Genomic DNA, 16,756 nt, shown 5'->3' with positions numbered 1-16,756 from the left:
GATCGCGGCGTGGCGGCGGGCGTTGCCCCGCGACCATGTCCGACAGGAGCCGCCGATGACCGACCCACGCCAGCCCGACCCCGCCGCCGCGCCGCTCACCGAGCCGGAGCGCGACCGCGACGCGCCCGCCGACCCGAGCGTCGACCAGCTTCCCGACGGCGAGCCCGAAGACAATCCCGACGACCTCGCCGTCCAGGGCGGGGAGTGAGGGCGCGCGAGCCCCTTCGAGACACCGAAGATCCTCCCCGCTCGCGGGGAGGGGGACCGCGACGCGCAGCGGCGTGGTCGATGGGGGGGGCTGCCGCAGCCGGGTCGCTCGCGGAAAGCCCCCTCCACCACGCCCTTCGGGAGCGGTCCCCCTCCCCGCCAGGCGCGGAGGATTTTGGCTACCGCTGCCCTCGTCTTCCCGCCACGAACGAGAACCCCCGCCAGCCACGCTGACGGGGGTACGGCGATGTCACTCATCTCATCCCGGCGCCGACCCCGCCATGTTCGGGGGCGAGGGGCCGGCGCCGGGCGTCGGCGCTTAGCCGAGCAGCTTCATCACGCCCTGCTGCGACTGGTTGGCCTGCGCCAGCATCGCGGTCGACGCCTGGTTGAGGATCTGCGACTTCGCCAGCGCGGTGGTCTCGGTCGAGAAGTCGGCGTCCTCGATGCGGCTGCGCGCGTCGGTCAGGTTGGTGACGTTAGCGGTCGCGTTGTTCACCGCCGACTCGAGGCGATTCTGCGCCGAACCCAGCGCGGCGCGCGCGCTCGAGACCTGCGCGATCGCGGTGTCATACTGGTCCAGCGTCGCGTTGTTGGCGGCGGTGGCGTCGGCGAAGCTCAGGTCGGTCACGGTCTTGAGGCCGCCGGCGGCGGTGAAGTCGACCGACTTCAGCGTGACCTTGTCGCCCGTGTTGGCGCCGGTCTGGATGTCGAAGCCGGTCGCCGCGGCGGCGTCGAACAGCTTCTTGCCGTTGAACGCGGTGGTGGTGACGATCGAGCTGATCTGGTCCTTCAGCGCCGACTGCTCGGCACGGATCGACGAGACGTCGGCCGCGGCATAGGTGCCGTTGCTCGCCTGCACGGTCAGCTCGCGCATGCGCTGCAGCATGTTCGAGACCTCGCCCAGCGCGCCTTCCGCGGTCTGCGCCATCGAGATGCCGTCGTTGGCGTTGCGGATGCCCTGGCTCATGCCGCGAATCTGCGACGTCATCGAGTTGCTGATCGCGAGGCCGGCGGCGTCGTCCTTCGCCGAGTTGATGCGCTTGCCGGTCGACAGGCGCTCCATCGAGACCGACAGCGCCTTGTTCGCGCTGTTCGAGGCGGTGGTGGCGCGCAGCGCCGAGGTGTTCGAGTTGATCACGGTCATGGGACTATCTCCATCTGCCCGGCCCGCTCGCCGCCCCCGAATACGCAGGTGGCCGTGCCGTCTTCCCTACAAACGACCGATCCGGCGGGACTTTTAGCGCTTTTCGTGGGGAGCATCGCGCGGGCGCCGCCTCCATCCCGCGTTCATGTCGGCGAACGGTGCGAACGACGTGGCGCCATCCTGAACTCGTTTCAGGATCCACCGTGCCCCAGTCCCGGCGGCGGCGGCACCAGCGGAGGAGTGGATCCTGGAACGAGTTCAGGATGACCGCGGAAAGGGATGCCACCATGCCGCTGCGACGCCCCTGCGGCGTTCGCTTCTCCGCCACGAACGAGAACCCCCGCCAGCCACGCTGACGGGGGTCCCGCGATGTCACTCATCTCATCTCATCTCATCCCGGCGCCGGCCCCGCCATGTTCGGGGGCGAGGGGCCGGCGACGGGCGTCGGCGCTTAGCCGAGCAGCTTCATCACGCCCTGCTGCGACTGGTTGGCCTGCGCCAGCATCGCGGTCGAGGCCTGGTTGAGGATCTGCGACTTGGCGAGCGCCGTCGTCTCGGTCGAGAAATCGGCGTCCTCGATGCGGCTGCGCGCGTCGGTCAGGTTGGTGACGTTCGCCGTGGCGTTGTTCACCGCCGACTCGAGGCGGTTCTGCGCCGAACCCAGCGAGGCGCGGGCGCCCGAGACCTCGGCGATGGCGTCGTCATAGTTCGCCAGCGTCGCGCTGGTGGCGGTGTCGGCGAAGGTCAGCGCGGTCACGTCCTTCAGCTTCGAGCTGCCGGTGGCGGAGAAGTCGACCGACTTCAGCGTGACGGTGTCGCCGGTGTTGGCGCCGGTCTGGATCGAGAAGCCCGTCGCCGCGGTCGCGTCGAACAGCTTCTTGCCGTTGAACGACGTGGTGGTGACGATCGAGCTGATCTGGTCCTTCAGCGCCGACTGCTCGGCACGGATCGAGTCGGTGTCGGTCGACGAATAGGTGCCGTTGGCGGCCTGCACGGTCAGCTCGCGCATGCGCTGCAGCATGTTCGAGACCTCGCCCAGCGCGCCTTCCGCGGTCTGCGCCATCGAGATGCCGTCGTTCGAGTTGCGGATGCCCTGGCTCATGCCGCGGATCTGCGACGTCATCGAGTTGCTGATCGCGAGGCCGGCGGCGTCGTCCTTCGCCGAGTTGATGCGCTTGCCGGTCGACAGGCGCTCCATCGAGACCGACAGCGCCTTGTTCGCGCTGTTCGAGGCGGTGGTGGCGCGCAGGGCCGAGGTGTTCGAGTTGATCACGGTCATGGGAAAATCTCCGTCTGCTCGGCCCGTCCCGCCGCCCCCGAATGAGCAGGTGGCCGCGCCGTCACCGCCTCAAACGACCGCCATCGCCGGACCTTTAGCGAAAATCTTTGGCCCGGATCGGCGAGCGGTCGCCGGCGCCCCGATCCCCTCCCCTACGTACGCGCGCGCGTGGCGCGGACGCTCGCGCCCCCGGAAAAAACCTGCCGGCCACCGGCAATTATACTCCGCGTTAACCACTGGCGGCGCATTCAAGCCTTCGAGATTCGAGGGATATTTCCGATGCGTTCGATCATGCCGTCAGCCAGTGTGGAGCGCGAGCACCTGACGCTCGTGTCCTCGCTGCGCGCGCAGGGCTTCGCCATCCAGCCCGCCGCCGCCCGTCCGCAGGCGGGGGTGAGCTACCTCGTCGCCGCCGGCGAGCCGATCCCGGCGCCGGCGCGCACGCTGATCGTCGGCAGCGGCGAGCGCGAGGTACTTCCCTTCCGTGACGGCCAGCCCGCCCGCATCGCCTACGGCCATGACGACGCCGCGGTCGGCAACGCCTTCGCCCGCGCGCTGATCGGCGGCCCCGAGCTGCCGACCGCCGCCGACCCCGAGTCGCTCGCGCTGCTGGCACTGGCCGAGCGCGTCGCCCAGGCCGACATCACCGTGCTGATCAACGGCCCGACCGGCACCGGCAAGGAAGTGCTGGCGCGCACCATCCACCTCCAGTCGGAGCGGCGCGACGGCCCGTTCATCGCGATCAACTGCGCCGCGCTGCCCGAGACCATGCTCGAGGCGATGCTGTTCGGCCACCAGAAGGGCAGCTTCACCGGCGCCTCCTCGGGCGGCGAGGGCTTCTTCCGCGCCGCCAACGGCGGCACGCTGCTGCTCGACGAGGTCGCCGAGATGCCGCTCAACCTCCAGGCCAAGCTGCTGCGCGTGCTGCAGGAGCGCGAGGTGGTGCCGATCGGCGCGACCATGCCGCAGCCGGTCGACGTGCGCGTGATCGCCTGCGCCAACCGCGACCTCCAGGAGGAGGTGGCGGCGGGCCGCTTCCGCGCCGACCTCTACTACCGCCTGTCGGTCTTCCCGCTCACCACCAAGGCGCTGGCCGAGCGCGCGCAGGACATCCCCGCGCTCGCGGCGACGATGATCCTGCGCCACGCCGGCAACCGGCCGGTGGTGCCGTGGCCGAGCGACGAGGCGATCGCCGCGCTGGTCGCGCACGACTGGCCCGGCAACGTCCGCGAGCTGGAGAACGTGATCCAGCGCGCGCTGCTCTTCTGCGGCGGCGACACGATCGAGGCGGCGCACATCGTGTTCGACCGCCCGAGCGCGCCGCGGCTCGCGGCCGCGGCGGCGCCGGTCGACGACGCCACGCTCGGCCAGGTGGTCCAGCTCTCCGAGTTCGCCGCGATCCGCGAGACGCTGGCGGCGTGCGGCGGCAGCCGGATCGAGACCGCCAAGCGGCTCGGCATCTCCGAGCGGACGTTGCGCTACCGCCTCGCCAAGGCGCGCGAGCAGGGTGACGATCTCGCGTCCGGCACCCAGCGGGCGATCTCGGCATGAGCGCGGTGGGAGGCGTCGGCGGCATCGACCGTGTGATGGCGCTGCGCGCGCAGATCCTCGAGCGCAACGCCGCGCTGAGCCGCGCCGGCGCCGCCGCCCCGGCCGCCGCGCCGCAGGGCGCCTCGGCCAACGCGACCAGCTTCGCCGACACGATGCAGTCCGCGCTCGCCAAGGTGAACGACGGCCAGCAGAAGGCCTCGGCGCTGAGCGAGCAGTACGAGCGCGGCGAGACCGTCGACATCGCCAAGGTCATGCTGGCGCGCCAGGAAGCCTCGGTCGGCTTCGAGGCGACGCTGCAGGTCCGCAACAAGATCCTGTCCGCCTACAAGGACATCATGAGCATGCCGGTCTGATATGAGCAACGCTCTCACCCCCTCGCCGCAGAACCCCGCGCCGATCACGCTGGTGCCGGAGAAGTTCGCCAACCCGCTGCGCCAGATCCAGGGCGTGTTCGCGCAGCCCGCGGTGCGCCGCGCCGGCCCGATGGCGCTGATGGTCGGCCTGATCGGCGCCGCCGGCCTGGCCTGGTCGGCGCTGTCGACCCCGCCGCAGAAGGTGCTGTTCTCCGGCCTGCCCGATTCGGACAAGGCCGCGGTGACCAGCGCGCTGAGCGCCGCCAACATCACCAGCCACATCGATTCCTCGTCGGACGCGCTGACCGTCGACGAAGAGGATTTCAGCAAGGCGCGGATGCTGCTCGCCGGCCAGGGCCTGCCCAAGGCGGCGCCCGGCGGCTACGCCATCCTCGACCAGCTGCCGATGGGCGTCAGCCGCGCGGTGGAGGGCGAGCGGCTGCGCCAGGCGCGCGAGACCGAGCTCGCGCGCTCGATCCAGGAGATCGACTCGGTCGCCGAGGCGCGCGTCCACCTCGCCATGCCCGAGGCCAGCGTGTTCGTGCGCGACAATGCCGCGCCCTCGGCCTCGGTGGTGCTCAAGCTCCAGGGCGGGCGCTCGCTGAGCGACGCGCAGGTCCGCTCGATCGTCAACCTGGTCGCCTCCTCGGTGCCGGGGATGAAGCCCGACGCGGTCACCGTGGTCGACCAGCTCGGCGGTCTGCTCACCAAGTCGGGCGACGGCGCCGACGCCGCCAACGACAAGCGCATCGAGTTCCAGCGCCGCGTCGAGGACAAGTACCGCCAGCAGCTGATCCAGCTGCTGACGCCGCTGGTCGGCGCGGGCAATTTCACCGCCGAGGTGCAGGCCGACGTCAACCTCGACGAGACCAGCGCCACGCGCGAGAGCTACGACAAGGACGGCCGCCTGCGCGCCGAGACCGGCAACTGGACCGGCAACATGGCGACCGGCCAGGCGCCCGCGGGCATCCCCGGCGCGTTGAGCAACACGCCGCCGCCGGCCTCGCAGCTGTCGACGCCGCAGCCCGCCACCGGCGCGCCCGGCACGCCGCAAGCGAAGCCCGTCGCCGGTGGCCCCGCGCCCGACCCGGCGAAGCAGACCGACTCGTTCCAGCGCGCCTATGACCTCAACAAGGAGGTCTCGGTCACCCGCGCGGCGCCGGGCAACATCAAGCGGCTGTCGGTCGCGGTGCTGCTGCGCGACCCCGAGAAGGGCAAGCGCACCGCGATGGAGATCAACCAGATCAACGATCTGGTGAAGAGCGCGGTCGGCTTCGACCAGACCCGCAACGACAATGTCACGGTGATCAGCCGCAAGTTCGCCGACGCCACCGACGCGAACGACGCGCCCAAGTGGTACGACAATGCCTGGCTGCCGGTGCTGGCGCGCAACGTCACCGCGCTGATCATCGCGCTGCTGGTGCTGCTGCTCGGCGTGCGCCCAATCGCCAAGGCGCTGATGAAGAAGCGCGAGGACGCCAGCCCCGCGGTGATCGCGGCGCAGGCCGCCACCGCGGGCACTCCGCTGCTCGGCGAGGACGGCCAGCCGCTGCTCGGCGCCGACGGGCAGCCGCTGATGAGCGACGCCGGCATCGCGGTGGCGCCGCCGGTCAGCCTCGACCAGATCGAGACCAGCCGCAGCTACGAGGAGCGGATCGGCGCGGTGCGCGGCTTCACCCGCGACAACCCCGCGCGCGCGGCGCTGGCGGTGCGTGACATGATCACCGCCGAGGCCAAGTCGTGAGCGCGGTCGCCGCCGCCCCGCGCACCTTCACCGGCGTCGAGCGCGCCGCGGTGCTGATGATGCTCGTCGGCGAGGACGAGGCCGCCGCGATCCTGCAGAAGCTGGATCCCGAGGAAGTGCGCAAGCTCGGCAGCGCGATGTTCGCGGTGGCCGACGTCAGCGAGCAGGAAGTGGAGCTGGTGCTCGACGATTTCGTCGGGCGCGCGCGCGAGCGCACCGGCATCACCTTCAACCCCGGCCCCAAGGTCGAGGCGGTGATGACGCGCGCGCTCGGCCGCGAGAAGGCCGAGAGCGTGCTGGCGCAGATCACCCCGCCCGAGGCGGTGTGCGAGATCGACCTGCTCGATTGGCTCGACGCCAGCGAGATCGCGACGATGCTCGACAAGGAGCACCCGCAGATCGCCGCGGTGCTGATCGCCAACCTGGATCCCGCCGTCGGCGGCCAGGTGCTCGAGCTGCTGCCCGAGGCGGTTCAGCCCGACATCCTCCACCGCATCGCCAAGCTCGGCCCGATCACCCCCGAGGCGGTCGAGACGCTGCGCACGCTGATCGCGTCGCGCAGCGGCGGCGGCGGCAGCGGCGGCGGTCCGGTCGGCGGGCTCCAGCTCGGCGGCGCGCGCGAGGCGGCCAAGATCCTGCAGGGCGCGCGCAAGGCGACCGAGCAGCGCGTCATGCCCAAGCTGCTCAAGATGGACCGCGACATCGCGCGCCAGATCGAGGAGGCGATGTTCGTCTTCGACAACCTGCTGGAGCTCGACGACAAGTCGCTGGGCACGCTGATCCGCAACGTCGACGGCGACACGCTGACGCGCGCGCTCAAGGGCGTGGACGAGGCGGCGCGCAACCGCATCCTCGGCTGCATGTCGGCGCGCGCCGCCGACGGCATCCGCGACGACATGGAGGCGCGCGGCCCGATGAAGCTGAGCGAGGTGCTCGAGGCGCAGAAGGTGATCATCCAGATCGCGCGCAACCTCGCCAAGGACGGTACGATCAACATGGGGGCAGGTGACGACGATTATGTCTGAGGCGACGTTCGTCATCGGGCTGCCGGCACGTGCCGACGCGGCCGCCACCACGCGCGCGCGCGCGCAGTCCGAGTCCACCGGCGGCTTCACCCCCGCCGACCTGATCGCGCGGATCGAGCAGGCGTTCGGCGCGCGCCCGCCCGAGACCGCCGCGACCGCGGAGCAGCCGCGCCACTTCGCGCCGGCCGATCCGGCGAGCGACCCGACCGCGGGCTGGGACATGCTCGACCCCGAGGCGCAGCCGCTGCCCTGCCTCGAGCAGGTCGAGGCCGCGCGCGCGGAAGGCTATGAGGAGGGCTTCGCCGCCGCCACGCACGCCGCGCAGGCCGAGGCGGCGCGCGACCGCGCCTTGCTCGACGGCGTCGCCGCGCAGCTGCGTGCCGGCGGCGCGATCGACCGCGCCGCGCTGGCCGAGACGCTGCGCCGCACCGTGCTGACGCTCGTCACCGCGGTAGTGGGCGAGACCGGCGTCTCGGGTCCGCTGCTCGCCGCGCGAGTCGAGGCCGCGGTCGACCTGCTCGCCGACGCGAGCGAGTCGGCGATGCTGCGGGTCAACCCGGAGGACGTCGCGCTGCTCGCCGGGCTGCTCCCCGACACGATCTTTCCGGTCGGCGACGCCGCCGTGGCGCGCGGCAGCTTCGTCATGGAAGCAGCCTCGACCATCGTCGAGGACGGTCCGGCGCTGTGGATGGAGCAGCTGACGGCGGCGATCGAGCGCGCGGCGGTGCCCGCGTGCTGAACCGCTTCGCCGACGATTATCTCGCCACGCTCGTCGAGGCCGCGCCGCGCTTCGCCGCCAAGGTCTCGGGGCGGCTGTCGTCCTACGACGGGCTGCTGATGGAGGCGGTGGGGCTGTCGCTGCCGGTCGGCACCGTCTGCCGCATCGGCGCGGCGGGCACCGCGCAGGTCGAGGCCGAGGTGATCGGCTTCCGCAACGGCCGCACGCTGATGATGAACCTGGGCGGCCCCGCCGCGCTGCTGCCCAACGCGCCGGTGCGCCCACTCGGCGCGCCGGGCGAGGCCGAGGTCGGCGCGGCGCTGCTGGGGCGCGTGGTCGACGGCTCGGGCGCGCCGATCGACGGGCTCGGCCCGATCCGCGGCGCCGGGCGCTGGCCGCTCGCCGGGCACATGCAGTCGCCGCTCGACCGCGGCCGCGTGCTCGCCCCACTCGACGTCGGCGTGCGCGCGATCAACGGGCTGCTCACCGTCGGCCAGGGCCAGCGCGTCGGCATCATGGCGGGCTCTGGCGTCGGCAAGTCGGTGCTGCTCGGCATGATGGTGCGCGCGGCGCAGGCCGACGTGATCGTGATCGGGCTGATCGGCGAGCGCTCGCGCGAGGTCGCCGACTTCCTCGAGACCAAGGTGGCGGGCGAGGCGCGGAAGCGCGCGGTGGTCGTGGCGGTGCCCGCCAACCACTCGCCGGTGCTGCGCATCCGCGGCGCGCTGCGCGCCACCGCGATCGCCGAGGCGTTCCGCGCCGAGGGCAAGAAGGTGCTGCTGATCATCGACTCGCTCACCCGCGTCGCGCACGCCGGGCGCGAGATCGGGCTGGCGCTGGGCGAGCCCGCCTCGGCGCGCGGCTATCCGCCCTCTGCTATCGCGATGCTGCCCAACCTGCTGGAGCGCGCCGGCTCGGACGTGAACACCGGCGGCTCGATCACCGGCATCTACACCGTGCTGGCCGACGGCGACGACGGCAACGACCCGGTGGTCGACTCGGCGCGCTCGATCCTCGACGGCCATATCGTGCTGAGTCGCGCGATGGCGGAGCGCGCGGTCTATCCCGCGATCGACGTCTCCAAGTCGATCAGCCGCGTGATGAACGACATCGTGCCCGCCGAGCACCAGCAGGCCGCGCGCGCGCTGCGCCGCCATCTCGCCACCTACGAGGAGAACCGCGACCTCGTGCTGATGGGCGCCTATCGCTCGGGCAGCGACGCCGCGATCGACAACGCCATCGCCTATCACCCCGCGATCACCGAGTTCATCCGGCAGGAGACATCGCAGGTGGTGCCGCTGGCGGACGCCGCGGCCGAGCTGGTCGGCGTGTTCGGCGATGGCTGACGCCGCGCGGCTCAAGCGGCTGCATCGCGTACGCACGCTCCAGCTCGGGCTGGCGCGCGCCGACGAGGCGCGCGCGCGGGCGCAGCTGACGAGCGAGACCCAGCTGGCGCACCGCATCTGCCAGCTGGTCGACGCGGTGGCGCCGGTGCCGACCGCGGCGACGGGCGCGGTCAACCTCGCCGCGGCGGCGCATTTCCGCGAGCGGCTGCAGCGCTCGGCCGAGGCGGCAGTGAACCGCGTGCGCATGGCCGAGCAGCACGCCGAGCGCAGCGGCGAGGCCACCCGATCGGCCCGGCGTGACCAGAATGCGGTGGAGAAGCTGATCGACCGCCGGCGCGCCGAGGACGTGCGCGCCGAGATGAAGGCGCTGGAGGACGCCCCGGCGCGGGTGCCGCGGCGGTAGGGAGCGGGGCGGGGCGGCGCCTCCTGTTTCCCGGCGCAGGCCGGGGCACAGGTGGGAAGGTGTGTGTGAGAGGCACCGCGGCTCGCCCAGCTCGCCCTCCCTCACCTGCCGCCCCCGACCGATCGCCTGCGCTCGACGAGTGTCAGTCGCCGCTCACCTCGCCCAGGTCGTCCTTCAGCTTCGCCCTGACGCGCCGGCGCCGAGCGTCCCGGATCAGGTCGCTGATCTCGTCGAGCAGCACGATGCCGTCTTCGGCTTGCCCCGTCGTCATATCGGGATCGGCCTCGAACAGCGCCTTGGCACGCGCGGACATGTCGATCGCCCTGGCGTAGTCGTCCTCGCCCAGCTTCTCTCGCACGAGCTCCAGGCCATTGTTCAACTCATAGAAGTCCGCCTCGAGGAATGTTTCCGGAAAGTAACCGGTTTTCTTTTTGAACTTTCTTGGAACATACAATACCATCGGCCCGAGTTGGTCGTATATCTCTCCCAAGGTTTTTGGTATATATGGACCTGGTGTAGTGATGGAACTACGGTAAAAATATTCCTCTTCCTCGCTGTCGCTCAATTTGTAGCTTCCCTCTGGCAGGCATCACCTTCCTGCGTTGGCCTGACAATCGCGACTGAAAATGGCAAACCCCTGTGCGCGAGATCTTTCCACCTGCCGGTCAGACGTGCCGTTCATTCGGCATCCCGGCCTGCCACCCGCCACGGCTGATCTTCAGTCGCCGGTCACCTCGCCCTCATCGTCGGTGAGACCGCTCTCGTAGCGGTGGCGTCGCACCGCGTTGATCAGCTGATCGATCTCGTCGAGCAGCCGATTGCCTTCCCTCGTCTTCTCGCTGGCGATATCTGGTGCCTGTAGGAACAACGCCTTTGCGCGGCCTGACAGCTCGATGGCCTTGGCGTGAACATCCTCCCCGAGCTTCTCGCGCATACGGTCTAGGCCACTGTTGAGTTTAAAGAAACTTGATTCTAGGCTTAAATCAGGAAAATACCCTGTCCTGTCTTTGAAGTGAGGAGATTTCAGCATCATCGAGCCAAGCTGGTCCTCGATCTCGCTCAGCGCTTGCGGCACATAAGGCCGAGGATTGGTGATAGAGCTTCGGAAAACGAAATTCTCTTCTTCCTCGATCATCACCTTGCTCTCCTTAGGATATATGACCCACCTTCCTGCGACGGCTTGAAAATGACGATTGTAGATGGCTAGGTCCTATCAATGCAGGGTATTACAACCTGCCACTTAGACGTTGCGGTCTACGTGGCATCCCGGCCTGCCACCCGCCACGGCTGATCTTCAGTCGCCGGTCACCTCGCCCTCATCGTCCCTCAGCTCGGCCTTGACCCGGCGGCGCCGCGCGTCGGTGATAAGCTGGCTGATCTCGTCGAGCAGCCAGATGCCCTCCTTGGTCTTCCCGTTCGTCATATCGGGATCGCTTAGAAACAGTGCCTTGGCTCGCGCAGACAGATCGACCGCTTTAGCGTAGCTCTCAGCGCCCAGCTTCGGCTTCACTCGGCTCAGCGCGGTGTCGAGCTGATGGAAGCGCGAATCGATCGTCTGGTCGGGCAAGAAGCCTAGCCGATCGACAAAGGTCGGGGCCTCGAGCATCATCGATGCGAGCTGATCATCCAGCTCTCCCAAGTTAGCAGGGATGAAGGGCGCGCCGCTTGCCAGCGGACTTCTGAATACATAGTCGTTCATAAGGCTGCCCCCTATCGACGGAGAATGTAGCTTGTGCTTCTACCCAGCTCGCTGGGCCGGATGATGACAACCATAGACGGCTTGAAGTTAGCGTTGAAGAAACCCCGTATCTGCGCCTGCCCTCTAGTTTTTGCCGAGAGCGAGACATCGAAGGCAACGTCACCGACCCTGATATCGGGGCGACGAAATCGCCCGTTCTCGCCGACAGCCTCGTTCCGATTGAGCCTGACCGGCCCAGCGCCGGAACAATCAACTCCAGCCAAGAAGAACCGCTGCCGCAACTGCTCGCGAACGCGTTGGTCAACGAAATTTCCAAGTGCCTCTCGTTCACTCAGCCGGATCGGAAGCATTGTCAGCTTAAGACGCCTCAAACCTTCTTGGTAGGCGTCATTCGTGGCTCCTTGCGCGAACCGGTAAGTCTCAAGCTGCAGCGGCTCAAGATTGCCCTTCACCCGCATGGTCAAAACCGCGCGGTCGAAGCGGAGTCCGTCGATGAGCCGCCGCTGCCCATCTTCGCTATAAGGAAATTGAAAGGACTGAAAGACATAAGTCGGGTCTAATTGATGGATGTCGTTGAGGATCTTCTCGGCCTGCACCCGCATCAGCGCGGTTCGGACTTCTGCCCCCGGCCCAGTTATATCGAAGATCTGATCTGCCAGCCTGAGTGGTGGCCCGAGCGCTGAATGCTCGTCGACCTGCCACTCATCCAGCGTCATCGGGTCCTCGAACGCGCGGATGTTGCCGCCGCGCGTCTCGGGCGGTTCCGGCGCGCCGATCGGGATCAGCGTCGGCCCCGGCTCGCCCGGCCGGTAGACGCCGTCCGAGCGGACGACGCCGCCCTCCCCCGCGCCGCCGCCGCCCTCACCTACCCGCCCCGGCGCTCCGTCGCGCGCCGCCGCCTCGCTGCCCGGGCCGGACGTGAAGCGACCGTCGCGCGGGTCGTGCCAGGGGTTGAACTTCAGCTCGATGCCGTCGTCGCGGCGCGTCGGGATCCGCCCCGTCCGGATCCAGATCGAGAATAAGCGCCGTCGTTCGGCGGGGCTCACCCCCGCCGGTATCCATGCCCGCTCCATGTTCATCGTGTCGCCCCGCTCTGCTGACGCGGCGAGAACATCTGAGCAACATCCTCCAACAAGGCAATTGCCGATGGCGTGCAATCACCGTGCCGGGTCAGCGCAAGGAGAGAAACGGCGCGATTGGTGTGTCGAGGGGCGTTCGCCCCTACGCTGTCGCCCCGGCGAAGGCCGGGGCCCAGTTGGGTAGGCCGTGGTGGGACTTACCAACGTCTTCCAACTGGACCCCGGCTATCGCCGGGGTGACGGCTAGTGTGGGGCGAGAGGGAGCATCCTGGCAGTCAAGATGACAGCCCGATGGCCCCGCCCCGCCGCCCCCCCTACGCCTCCTGCGGGTGGTGCGGCGTGAGGATCAGCGTGCGCCCCTCGACCCGCCACGAGCTCAGCCGCGACAGGAAGTTCATCCCCACCACGTCGACGTCGCCGAAGGCGGGCGACACCACCACCGCGAGGTCGCGCGCCACCACGTTGCCGAAGCGCAGCTCGGCCAGCGCGCCCGTGTCGGCGCGGATCGTGCCGTTGGCGGTCTTGAGCAGCAGCGGGAAGGTCGCCGGCCGCACCTCCACCCCCGCCGCCGCCGCGGTGGCGGGCGACAGCGCGGTGATCGTCGCGCCGCTGTCGACCAGCAGCCGCCGCTCCACCGCCGCCCCCGGCGGGCCGAGCTTCGCGCGCACGTAGAAATGGCCGTCGGGGCTCATCGTCACGCGCGTCTCGCTGCCCGAGACCTGCTGGCTCTCGACGTCGAGCGCGGCGGCGACGCGGCCGAGCCAGGGATCGAAGCGCTCGCGTTCCACCAGCAGCGTGTAGAGCAGCACCGCCAAACCGCCCCACACCGCCAGGCTCACCAAGGTGCGCAGCAGCGGCACGCGCCGCGCCACGATCGCGGCCACCAGCAAGGCGCCGAGCAGCAGGTAGAAATGCGGGTTGGCCGAGACGTCGACGGGCATGCCCCAGATATAGGGACGCGCCCGCCGCGGATAAGGCCGCGCTGGCGCCGCGGGTCTCACGCAGCTATATACGCGCCACCATGCGCACGGCCCCGCTCACTACTAGCATCCCGGCGCGGCCCACGGCCGGCGCGCGCGTCACCCGCTGACGCGCCCCGCCGCCCGCGCCACGCCGGGCAGGCTCCCTCTTTTCGTCGCGTCACGCGCGCCTTAGGGCGTGCCCCACGGTTCTCGCAGGAAGATTCTCCATGGACATGCTCTCGATCACGCTGCCCGACGGTTCGGTCCGCGAGGTGGAGCCGGGCACCACACCCGCGGCGATCGCCGCCGCGATCGGGCCCGGGCTGGCCAAGGCCGCGATCGCGGCGCGCGTCGACGGCGAGCTGCGCGACCTCTCGCGCCCGCTGACGCGGGATTCGACGCTGGCGCTGGTGACGCAGCGCGACGAGGCCGAGGCGCTCGAGCTGGCGCGGCACGATCTCGCGCACGTGCTCGCCGAGGCGGTGCAGCATCTCTTCCCGGGCACGCAGATCACCTTCGGCCCCGCCACCGACGACGGCTTCTACTACGATTTCGCGCCGAAGGAGCGGCCGTTCACCGACGAGGACCTGCCCGCGATCGAGGAGGAGATGCGCCGCATCATCGCGCGCAACGAGCCGTTCACGCGCGAGGTGTGGACGCGCGAGCAGCTGATCGAGACGTGGCAGCGGCAGGGCGAGACCTTCAAGGCGGAATGGGCCGCCGAGCTGCCCGACCACGAGGAGCTGACGATCTACCGTCAGGGCGAGTGGCTCGACATGTGCCGCGGCCCGCACATGCCGACGACCGGGCGGCTCGACCCGCAAGCGTTCAAGCTGACGCGCGTCTCGGGTGCCTATTGGCGCGGCGACCAGAAGAACGCGATGCTCAGCCGCATCTACGGCACCGGCTGGCTCAACAAGAAGCAGCTCGACGCGCACCTTCACATGCTGCAAGAGGCGGCCAAGCGCGACCATCGCCGCATCGGCCAGGACATGGACCTGTTCCACCTCCAGGCCGAGGCGCAGGGCTCGGTGTTCTGGCACCCCAAGGGCTTCGTGCTGTGGCGCCAGCTCGAGGCCTATATGCGCCGCCGCCTCGACGCCGCCGACTATGCCGAGGTGAAGACGCCGCAGCTGATGGACGCGCGCCAGTGGGAGCAGTCGGGCCACTGGGGCAAGTATCGCGAGAACATGTTCGTCGTGCCGGACGAGATCCCCAACGTCGAGGAAGAGGGGCCGGTGCTGTCGGGCGAGGGCGATCTGATGGCGCTCAAGCCGATGAACTGCCCGGCGCACGTGCTGATCTTCAAGCAGGGCATCAAGAGCTACCGCGACCTGCCGATCCGCATGGCCGAGTTCGGCTGCTGCCACCGCAACGAGCCGCACGGCGCGCTGCACGGCATCATGCGCGTCCGCCAGTTCACCCAGGACGACGCGCATATCTTCGTGCGCGAGGACCAATTGGTCGAGGAGGTGCGCAAGTTCTGCGAATTGCTCGACAGCGTCTACCGCGACCTCGGCTTCGAGGATTATGCGGTGAAGCTGGCGCTGCGCCCCGACAAGCGCTTCGGCGACGACGCGATGTGGGACAAGTCCGAGCAGGAGCTGCGCGACGCGGTGCACGCCTCCGGCCTGTCGGAGGCGATCAAGGCGAAGTTCGAGGAGCTGCCCGGCGAGGGCGCCTTCTACGCCCCCAAGCTGGAGTTCCACCTCACCGACGCGATCGGGCGGACGTGGCAGGTCGGCACGATTCAGTCGGACCGCGTGCTGCCCGAGCGGCTCGACGCCAGCTACGTCGGCGAGGACGGCCAGCGCCACCGCCCGGTGATGCTCCACCGCGCCATCCTCGGCACCTTCGAGCGCTTCATCGGCATTCTGATCGAGCATCACGCCGGGCGCTTCCCGCTGTGGCTCGCGCCGGTGCAGGCGGTGGTGGCGACGATCGTCTCCGACGCGGACGATTACGCCGCCGAGGTCGCGGCGGCGCTGCGCGCGGCGGGCATCCGGGTGGAGACGGACACGCGCAACGAGAAGATCAACTACAAGGTGCGCGAGCATTCGGTCGCGAAGGTGCCGGTGCTGCTGGTGGTCGGCAAGCGCGAGGCGGAGGAGCGCAAGGTCGCGCTGCGCCGGCTCGGCAGCCAGGCGCAGGAGGTGGTGACACTCGACGCGGCGGTGGCGATGCTGCGTGGGGAAGCGACCGCGCCCGACCTGCGCTGAGGCGGGCGGGCGCGGGCTGACCCGTGTGGCCGCCGGCGGGAGAACGTCGGCGCGAGCGACACGCCTCGCTCGTGACCCAGAGCGGCCGACGTCGGCTGTATCACCGCTTGTCCCGTCAGGCCGGGCTTGACCCGGCATCCATGGTACCGCGTACACTGCGGCCGTCGCTCTCGCGGCGACATGGATCCCGACTCAGGCCTGCCCTGAGCGACGTCGCAGGCGGCGTTGAAGGGGCCGGGAAGACGCGTCGGTAGGTGGCAGCAAGCGCCGAGCGGGCGCACGTGCCTGACGCAAGGAGGCGAAGGTGACGATCTGGCAGCAGATCAAGGCCGGCACGATCCCGCCCCGGCTCACCGTCGCGGATGTCTACGCCCTCACCGAGGCGGGACTCCTGGCCGAGAACGAGCGTTTCGACCTGATCGACGGGGAGATCGTGCCGATGGCGGCGGCGAGGTCGAGCGACCACGAGCGAGTCAAGCAGCGCCTCGGCCATCTGCTCAATCTTAGCCTCCCGCGCGCGCTCGGGGTGTTCGTCGCGGCGGAGATCGCCTTCGCCCCGGCCGACCTGCACGAGCCCGACCTCGCCGTCTGGTCCGCCGAGATCGGCTCACAGGAGGTGCGCGGTCCGGACCTGCTGCTCGTCATCGAGGTCGCGGTCTCCTCGATCGGCTACGACCTGCGCGTCAAGGCGCCGCGCTACGCCACCTTCGGCGTGCGCGATTATTGGGTGGTGGACGCGATCCGCAAGACGATCCGGGTGCATCGCGCGCCGGTTCAGGGCGCGTACAGCGGCGTCGAGGAATACGAGGCGCACGACCGCGTGACCGCGCTGCTCCTCCCCGAGGTGAGCGTCTGCCTGGAGGAGATCGACGGCCCGCCGGTGCGACGCTGGTGAAGGACGGGGTGGCGATCCACTCGCCCCTTCCCTGCCACCCCGGCGCACGCCGGGGTCCAGGTGGGGGACGTAGCGGATAAGCCACCACGGCTTTCCCGACCGGGCCCCGGCGTCCGCCGGGGCGGTGGA

17 protein-coding genes are annotated in these 16,756 nt (G+C 69.8%); 10 read left to right on the top strand and 7 right to left on the bottom strand.

Annotated elements, in window-relative coordinates; translation table 11 throughout:
* Nucleotides 1-55: 55 nt before the first annotated feature.
* Nucleotides 56-208, top strand: coding sequence for a hypothetical protein (locus KZ820_RS15530; protein ID WP_219749517.1), 153 nt, complete (start codon nt 56-58; stop codon nt 206-208).
* Nucleotides 209-526: 318 nt separating this feature from the next.
* Here the strand turns inward: KZ820_RS15530 and KZ820_RS15525 are convergent, their stop codons facing one another.
* Both KZ820_RS15525 and KZ820_RS15520 read right to left on the bottom strand, forming a co-directional pair.
* Complete coding sequence (locus KZ820_RS15525; RefSeq protein ID WP_219749516.1) at nt 527-1,354, bottom strand: flagellin N-terminal helical domain-containing protein; 828 nt, start codon at nt 1,352-1,354, stop codon at nt 527-529.
* A 451-nt stretch (nt 1,355-1,805) separates the two neighbouring features.
* Entirely contained in the window at nt 1,806-2,633 is an 828-nt protein-coding gene (locus KZ820_RS15520; RefSeq protein ID WP_219749515.1) for a flagellin N-terminal helical domain-containing protein, read from the bottom strand.
* A gap of 279 nt (nt 2,634-2,912) precedes the next feature.
* On the opposite strand from KZ820_RS15520, the gene KZ820_RS15515 reads away from it, so the two are divergent.
* Genes KZ820_RS15515 through KZ820_RS15485 form a run of 7 tightly spaced genes read left to right on the top strand, consistent with a single transcriptional unit; the run spans nt 2,913 to nt 9,773 of the window.
* Nucleotides 2,913-4,184: a sigma-54 interaction domain-containing protein gene (locus tag KZ820_RS15515; RefSeq protein ID WP_219749514.1), complete on the top strand. Its 1,272-nt coding sequence runs from the start codon at nt 2,913-2,915 to the stop codon at nt 4,182-4,184.
* Nucleotides 4,181-4,537 carry a flagellar hook-basal body complex protein FliE gene (gene fliE / locus KZ820_RS15510; RefSeq protein WP_183945050.1) on the top strand — a complete coding sequence of 119 codons (357 nt, stop codon included), beginning with the start codon at nt 4,181-4,183 and terminating at the stop codon, nt 4,535-4,537. The genes KZ820_RS15515 and fliE overlap by 4 nt, the downstream gene beginning before the upstream one ends.
* Nucleotide 4,538: 1 nt before the next feature.
* Nucleotides 4,539-6,281: a flagellar basal-body MS-ring/collar protein FliF gene (gene fliF, locus KZ820_RS15505; RefSeq protein WP_219749513.1), complete on the top strand. Its 1,743-nt coding sequence runs from the start codon at nt 4,539-4,541 to the stop codon at nt 6,279-6,281.
* Complete coding sequence (gene fliG, locus KZ820_RS15500) at nt 6,278-7,306, top strand: flagellar motor switch protein FliG (protein WP_308462249.1); 1,029 nt, start codon at nt 6,278-6,280, stop codon at nt 7,304-7,306. The genes fliF and fliG overlap by 4 nt, the downstream gene beginning before the upstream one ends.
* Complete coding sequence (locus tag KZ820_RS15495) at nt 7,299-8,045, top strand: FliH/SctL family protein (protein WP_219749512.1); 747 nt, start codon at nt 7,299-7,301, stop codon at nt 8,043-8,045. The genes fliG and KZ820_RS15495 overlap by 8 nt, the downstream gene beginning before the upstream one ends.
* Nucleotides 8,039-9,370 carry a FliI/YscN family ATPase gene (locus KZ820_RS15490; protein WP_219749511.1) on the top strand — a complete coding sequence of 444 codons (1,332 nt, stop codon included), beginning with the start codon at nt 8,039-8,041 and terminating at the stop codon, nt 9,368-9,370. The genes KZ820_RS15495 and KZ820_RS15490 overlap by 7 nt, the downstream gene beginning before the upstream one ends.
* Complete coding sequence (locus tag KZ820_RS15485; RefSeq protein ID WP_219749510.1) at nt 9,363-9,773, top strand: hypothetical protein; 411 nt, start codon at nt 9,363-9,365, stop codon at nt 9,771-9,773. Before KZ820_RS15490 ends, KZ820_RS15485 begins: the two co-directional genes overlap by 8 nt.
* Nucleotides 9,774-9,915: 142 nt before the next feature.
* Here KZ820_RS15485 and KZ820_RS15480 read toward each other — a convergent pair whose 3' ends face one another.
* From KZ820_RS15480 to KZ820_RS15460, 5 genes are all read right to left on the bottom strand, one after another.
* A complete protein-coding gene (locus KZ820_RS15480; protein WP_258048246.1) occupies nt 9,916-10,338 on the bottom strand; it encodes a hypothetical protein in 423 nt (140 codons plus the stop codon).
* A gap of 153 nt (nt 10,339-10,491) precedes the next feature.
* The gene (locus tag KZ820_RS15475) at nt 10,492-10,908 is read right to left on the bottom strand and encodes a hypothetical protein (RefSeq protein WP_219749658.1); all 417 of its coding nucleotides are present in this window, start codon (nt 10,906-10,908) and stop codon (nt 10,492-10,494) included.
* Nucleotides 10,909-11,067: 159 nt separating this feature from the next.
* Nucleotides 11,068-11,472 carry a hypothetical protein gene (locus KZ820_RS15470; RefSeq protein ID WP_219749509.1) on the bottom strand — a complete coding sequence of 135 codons (405 nt, stop codon included), beginning with the start codon at nt 11,470-11,472 and terminating at the stop codon, nt 11,068-11,070.
* Between the two features lie 11 nt (nt 11,473-11,483).
* Nucleotides 11,484-12,551 (bottom strand): hypothetical protein, encoded by a 1,068-nt coding sequence (locus KZ820_RS15465; protein WP_219749508.1) that lies wholly within the window; start codon nt 12,549-12,551, stop codon nt 11,484-11,486.
* A 314-nt stretch (nt 12,552-12,865) separates the two neighbouring features.
* On the bottom strand, nt 12,866-13,492 hold the full coding sequence (locus tag KZ820_RS15460; protein ID WP_219749507.1) for a retropepsin-like aspartic protease family protein: 627 nt from the start codon (nt 13,490-13,492) through the stop codon (nt 12,866-12,868).
* 254 nt (nt 13,493-13,746) lie between these two features.
* Between KZ820_RS15460 and thrS the strand changes: the two genes are divergently transcribed.
* A complete protein-coding gene (gene thrS / locus KZ820_RS15455) occupies nt 13,747-15,732 on the top strand; it encodes a threonine--tRNA ligase (RefSeq protein WP_219749657.1) in 1,986 nt (661 codons plus the stop codon).
* 304 nt (nt 15,733-16,036) lie between these two features.
* On the top strand, nt 16,037-16,627 hold the full coding sequence (locus KZ820_RS15450; RefSeq protein WP_219749506.1) for a Uma2 family endonuclease: 591 nt from the start codon (nt 16,037-16,039) through the stop codon (nt 16,625-16,627).
* Nucleotides 16,628-16,756: the final 129 nt, after the last annotated feature.

This window comes from Sphingomonas citri, from assembly GCF_019429485.1.
Classification (GTDB): Bacteria; Pseudomonadota; Alphaproteobacteria; order Sphingomonadales; family Sphingomonadaceae; genus Sphingomonas; species Sphingomonas citri.
The sequence above is the reverse complement of the archived record's forward strand: the minus strand, read 5'-3'. Positions and strand labels throughout refer to the sequence as shown.